This window comes from Flavobacterium sp. FPG59, assembly GCF_002150205.1.
GTDB lineage: Bacteria > Bacteroidota > Bacteroidia > Flavobacteriales > Flavobacteriaceae > Flavobacterium.
In genome coordinates this window covers 1-4,345 of sequence record NZ_MTCA01000247.1, presented here as the reverse complement: position 1 = coordinate 4,345, position 4,345 = coordinate 1, and the positions used below count along the sequence as shown (strand labels likewise).

At 30.8% G+C, this 4,345-nt stretch carries 5 protein-coding genes; 2 read left to right on the top strand and 3 right to left on the bottom strand.

Annotation, left to right across the window (positions count from 1 at the left end):
- Nucleotides 1-498: 498 nt before the first annotated feature.
- Entirely contained in the window at nt 499-684 is a 186-nt protein-coding gene (locus FPG59_RS14385; RefSeq protein ID WP_086455267.1) for a hypothetical protein, read from the bottom strand.
- A gap of 166 nt (nt 685-850) precedes the next feature.
- Between FPG59_RS14385 and FPG59_RS14380 the strand changes: the two genes are divergently transcribed.
- Together FPG59_RS14380 and FPG59_RS14375 are read left to right on the top strand one after the other, a co-directional pair.
- On the top strand, nt 851-1,360 hold the full coding sequence (locus FPG59_RS14380) for a hypothetical protein (protein WP_086455266.1): 510 nt from the start codon (nt 851-853) through the stop codon (nt 1,358-1,360).
- A 3-nt stretch (nt 1,361-1,363) separates the two neighbouring features.
- A complete protein-coding gene (locus FPG59_RS14375) occupies nt 1,364-2,062 on the top strand; it encodes an aspartyl/asparaginyl beta-hydroxylase domain-containing protein (RefSeq protein WP_086455265.1) in 699 nt (232 codons plus the stop codon).
- Between the two features lie 255 nt (nt 2,063-2,317).
- Here the strand turns inward: FPG59_RS14375 and FPG59_RS14370 are convergent, their stop codons facing one another.
- Together FPG59_RS14370 and FPG59_RS16710 are read right to left on the bottom strand one after the other, a co-directional pair.
- A complete protein-coding gene (locus tag FPG59_RS14370) occupies nt 2,318-3,433 on the bottom strand; it encodes a DUF418 domain-containing protein (protein WP_086455264.1) in 1,116 nt (371 codons plus the stop codon).
- Between the two features lie 284 nt (nt 3,434-3,717).
- Nucleotides 3,718-4,345: hypothetical protein (locus FPG59_RS16710; protein ID WP_176330759.1), on the bottom strand; the 628-nt coding region annotated here is incomplete at its 5' end.

Sequence of the window (4,345 nt, the reverse complement as noted above, 5' to 3'; positions counted from 1 at the left end):
GGCAAAGATAATGTCAAAAAAAACTAACTTCCAAATTTATTTTAAATTAACTTGTTGATTTTCAAGTATTTATATTTAATTTTAAAACATAAGAAGTCCTGTCCGCTTGTGTGCGGATAATTTGATTTTGTCAAATGGCTGTCTCTCATTTGGTTACTATTCAAAGCTTATATGTCGTTATTTCGTTTGGGCATGAAACATTTTGTTTATTTTTTTTAAATTATTTTTATCATTGCTATTTTTAATTTCTTTTGAACTCTTATTTCTATTATTTCACCTAAAATCATATCATGATAAAATGTTATAAAATCAAAAAAGCGCCCCGATTAAAGGACGCTTTTGTATTAATTATTGTTTTATAAAATCAATTTACGGATTTATAGCAACACATACAACGTCCGAAAAGCCCACAAGGATATACACCCGCAAAGCGATCTGATCTTTCTAATAGTATATGTTTTTGCTTGTTCATGGGGCAAATGTAGTATTATTTTTTAATTATTGGTACAATTCTACTCGAATGCATGTTAAAGCCTGAATGGCTTTTTCAAGTAGTTCATCATATTCTTTGTTTCCAGCTTTTAAATCGGCATGTGAGGTTGGGATAACTAACCCAAACGAATTACTTCCTGAAATGACTTCGAAAAGAATTACGCTTTGAGATGTGAAGTCGTGTATGTTCATCGCTTTTTGATAGCTGCTATCTCTAAACAAAACAAATATAAAGTTTTTCTAATATCAAAATCTACCCAAAAAAGGTTACGGTTTCAAAATTTTCTTATTAGCAAATAGGCGCAAGCTACTTTTTGTTTTTTTTACTACATTTAGTACTTGAACAGTAATACTACAAATGGCAAATTTAAAAAACACACCCGAAGTAATTAAAGTCCTCCATTTTTTAGATGCAATTGGCATTCCTGTAGTGGAGAAAGAATTAGACGATACCACTTTTTTACCTGGTTTGGCTTTGGGTGCCAATTGTATTCAAATAGATTTCAACAAGTTATTGTATCCTGGCGATATTTTACACGAAGCAGGCCATCTGGCAGTAACTACAAGCGAAAACCGAAACAATATAGGTACTCCCAAAATGGCTAGCAACTGGCCTACTGATGGAGAAGAAATCATTGCTATGTTGTGGTCTTATGCTGCACTTACTCATTTAAATTTACCTGCAGAATTTGTTTTTCATCCTAACGGTTATAAAAATCAGGCGTCTTGGCTAATTGAGAATTATAGCAATCAAAATTATATAGGATTGCCTCTTTTAGAATGGACTGGGCTTTGTTTGACCAAAGAGCAAGCGGACAGAGAAAATACAAAACCGTTTCCCACGATGGTAAAATGGGTAAGAGATTAAATTATGAAAGCATTAATACGACATATAAAATTTGAGCTTTCCTTTGATTTCAGTAAATTACAAAACGATTTACAAAAAATACTAAACAATAGTTGGGTGCAGCATTACAATAAAAATGATTATGACGGTTCCTGGACATCAATTGCCTTACTGTCTGCCAATGGAAAATCAGATGCTATTTATGCCTTTGACCAAACTGAAAGGGAATTACTCCCTACTGAAATTTTAGCGCAATGTTCCTATTTTACTAACGTTATAGATTCGCTTTTATTTAAAAAAACTACGGTCAGATTATTAAAACTAAGTGCAGGCGCAGTAATAAAACCGCATCAAGATCATTGTTTGGGCTATGAAGACGGCTGTTTTAGAATGCACATTCCTATTGTTACAAATCCGTTAGTTGAGTTTATTTTAGACAACGAACGCTTGCACATGAACGCAGGAGAATGTTGGTACATTGATGCTAATTTTACACATTCAGTTGCGAATAAAGGTACTCAAGACAGAATTCATTTGGTAATTGACGGCATTCGAAACAATTGGACCGATGCTTTGTTTTTTGCTCATGCCACAGCAGAAGAATTTATTAAACCGGAACCCGTGATGAGCCAAACTCAAAAACTACAAGTTATAGAAGAACTTAAAAAACTAAACACACCAGCAGCAAATGCTATAATTACGCAATGGCAAAGTGAGTTGTAGTTCTTTGCCATAGTGCCTAGTGAAAATGCTATTGTCTGACCATTTTATCGTACTAATCGATCTGTAACATGCAATACAACCTAAATTTCATTCGGATCGTTTAATTACGTCCCCAAGTTCTAGTTGATAGTCATTCCCATTTTTGATTTACGGCATATTGATTTTTGTATCTAAAATAACTTCGAAAAGGAGTAAGTTTTGAGATTTTAAGTCTTTGTTAGCATTGAAAAGTTTGAAATTTATTTAATAAAAACATCATTTTTTTGTATCACTTAATTGTCTCCAAAGCCATTCTAAAGGTCCGTAAACATGATTTTTTAGCCACCAATAGCTAAATCCGATTTGAAATACATAAATAGCGACAGCAAACAAAAAGTAAAAATAGAAAGGCATATGATGAAACAATCCCAAACCAACTCCCTGAAATACGAAAAAAGCAATTAAATTTTGAGTTAAGTAATTCGTAAAAGTCATTCTGCCAACCCATGAAAATGCTTTAAATGTTTTTTTAAATTTTTGATTTGTATAAAGCAATATAATTAATAAACTCGTAGAAAGCATCGTTGTTAAAACAATCCAGTAATGAAATGAAAAATACTTTAAATAAGGTAATTTATACATATTCGAAAGTATAAAAATTCCCCATAAAACGATAGTGATGCTTACTACTAAAAATAAGGATTTTTTTATTTGACTTTTCCTTTCAAATAAAGTTTCCAAAATCTTACTCTTTTGAATTGCCAATCCCAATATCATGCACGTAAACATGATATAATGCACAGTTACAGAATAAGCCAAATTAAGAACTTCAGTATAAATTGAATTCAAAATATTGTATTTAAAAACCTCTAGCAATTGCGTGCTAAATCGTAAAGGTGCAATACCAGTTGTCAACGTTGTGATATATGCCGTATCAACAGTATTTATGTATGCTGCTAGTAACGGCGCAAATAAAAATAACACACCAGCTATGTATAATAATGTTTTAGCGGAGAAATGAATAAAAAACAACATCAGTAAGCCTAAAAAAGCATAATCCCGCAAAATATCACCATCATAAAATAAACTGTTTACAAAAGCGAATACAAATAAAACCAGCATGCGGCGTACCAGAAAAAAATAAGTTTGTTGCTGCTTTTTAGCATAAATGACTCCAAAACCAAAACCAAAAAGAGTAAAAAGCAAAGTCCATCCTTTAGCTGAAAAAAGTATGAATGCTGCTCCATTTATTACTGTTGCTATAATTCCATCTCCATGTATTGTCCACTCTGGGCTGTAGGCATAATATAAATAATTTGAAATAACTACTATTAAAAGTGCCCAACCTCTGAGCATATCAATAATCTCGACTCTTTGTTCTTTTTGCATCATTGTTTTTAAATTCTATGTAAATTTTTAATTTGTAAATTGTCTTTTGTTTCACCCCTTACTCCCTATAATTTTTTGTAAAACTCATTTAGCGGCAACTAATACACGACTTTTATAACAGTAGTAGAGCTTGGCGTGTTTAGCCCAAAAGATTTACTTCTTGAGATTAATTAGAAGATGAGTAGGTTGTGGGTGTTTATTTAATACTTTTAAATTTAATTTGTGCTACTTTACAGTTTATTATGTTTTACGATCTACTTTTTAACTGTAATTAAAAATAATCTATTTTAACTATTAAGTGCGGATTTAATCACTTTACTCAACTCATCGTAATGACTACCCATAAGCCTAAAATCTTCAAATATTTTACGATTAAATGCTATTAATACTTCTTTTGGCATACCATAAATTGCTCTAACTAAGATATCATAAGCAAAATTATTTTTTTGTTCTACTGTTAATACTTGCATAACATACAATTCTTTTAAAAATTTGCTTAACATTGCAATAATTTGTGGATTACCATGAATCGTATACTCCAAATTTTCGAGACATATATTATAAAAATTCTGACCATTCCCTAAGTTATTATAGAATTCATTTTTTAAAGTTTCTAAATTGATACTTATTCCAATATAACTAGACTTCAATAAAAACCTATAAAACTCAGTATCACACTTATCTGGATAAAATGCTAATAAATACTTTTCTGGATTTACAATATTACCAACTGTATTACTTCTTCTAGAAAATTGGAAAAGAGTAGAATCACTACTTATTAGCTGAAAATTAGCCCTATCAGATATACAAAGATTATCAATCAATAATTTCATGAAATTATCAAGTTTTTCTTGGTTATCAAATTTCGGAAGTAAATCTAATTTTTCAGGTACTAAATCAATTATACAGTTTCTC

Bases quoted from the DNA above. Each gene is read 5' to 3' on its own strand.
- FPG59_RS14385 (WP_086455267.1), bottom strand. From the start codon at position 684: ATGAACATACACGACTTCACATCTCAAAGCGTAATTCTTTTCGAAGTC.
- FPG59_RS14380 (WP_086455266.1), top strand. From the start codon at position 851: ATGGCAAATTTAAAAAACACACCCGAAGTAATTAAAGTCCTCCATTTT.
- FPG59_RS14375 (WP_086455265.1), top strand. From the start codon at position 1,364: ATGAAAGCATTAATACGACATATAAAATTTGAGCTTTCCTTTGATTTC.
- FPG59_RS14370 (WP_086455264.1), bottom strand. From the start codon at position 3,433: ATGATGCAAAAAGAACAAAGAGTCGAGATTATTGATATGCTCAGAGGT.